Annotated in this window: 2 protein-coding genes; both read right to left on the bottom strand. The window is 67.1% G+C overall.

Translation table 11 applies throughout. The features are described 5' to 3' along the window. Positions 1 to 128 precede the first annotated feature (128 nt). A complete protein-coding gene (locus HMPREF9440_RS11310; protein WP_008543781.1) occupies positions 129 to 272 on the bottom strand; it encodes a hypothetical protein in 144 nt (47 codons plus the stop codon). A gap of 274 nt (positions 273 to 546) precedes the next feature. After that, positions 547 to 930 (bottom strand): potassium-transporting ATPase subunit KdpA (locus HMPREF9440_RS10840; RefSeq protein ID WP_008543780.1); only part of this gene is annotated, 384 nt, incomplete at its 5' end.

The raw sequence follows: 930 nt of genomic DNA, 5'->3' as shown, positions 1-930 counted from the left end.
CAAGCGTCTTCCCAACACGTCCGCACACGAAACGGCGCAGGTCGGAGAGGCCTGCGCCGTCGTCGTTTTGAGGTTTCGGGATCGGACCCGGGTCAGCCGGGCCGTCCGGCAAAGAAAGTCCGAATTCATCACTTCGCGAAGATCGGCAGCTCCGCAAGGATCCCGGAGAGGCGCTCTTCGTCGAAAGGCAGGTACTCCGCGATCGTGAAGCCCACGACGTCGGCGGCGCCCGAGGCGGCCGAGAGGACTGCACGGAGCTCCTTCATCGTCATTCGTCCACCGCCGCTTCCGTCCCCCGTCATTTCGGGGTTGGCGAAGAACGTCGAATGGAAGGCCGGGGGTCTTCGACGCGGGTTCTTGGGCGTGGTGGTGCGCCTGAGGCTTGTCCGGGTGCTCGGTCGGTTGCATCTGGGGCACCGCGGCGGCCGCGGGGGTTTCAAGAGAAAGATTCGTCATGGTGAATTCCTTGCACAAAGAGGGACTTCAGGCCGCCGGGCGGAACAGCTGTCGAAGCAGCGCTCGACGCCCGACCGAAGCCCCTCAATCTCAGAGTCCGGCGAAGCTCGAGAACGCCTCCGCCAAGGGCCCCAACGCCACCGCCGGGAAGTACGTCAAGCCCCCGAGGAGGAGAAGCACGCCCGTCAGGAACGCCCCGAAGACGACGCCCGACGTAGGCAGCGTCCCGAGAGCTGCCGCGGCCGTCCCCCTGCGCGCGGTCGAGGTGCCCACGTTGGGGAGCCGCCCGAGGACGTCGGCGAGCGACAGCAGGATCGCCATCGGGACCGCCCGGCCGAGGATCATGGCGGCGGTGAGCGAGAGCATCAGACCCTTCCCGGGCACGAGCCCCGCAAAGCCCGAACCGTTGTTGTTCGCGGCGGAAGCCCAGCCCAAAGGATCTGGGTGAAGACGTGCGCAGGGGTGTCGGTCGTC

Origin of the sequence: Sutterella parvirubra YIT 11816 (assembly GCF_000250875.1) — a bacterium.
Taxonomy (GTDB): domain Bacteria; phylum Pseudomonadota; class Gammaproteobacteria; order Burkholderiales; family Burkholderiaceae_F; genus Sutterella; species Sutterella parvirubra.
This window is presented reverse-complemented; position numbering and strand designations above follow the sequence as displayed.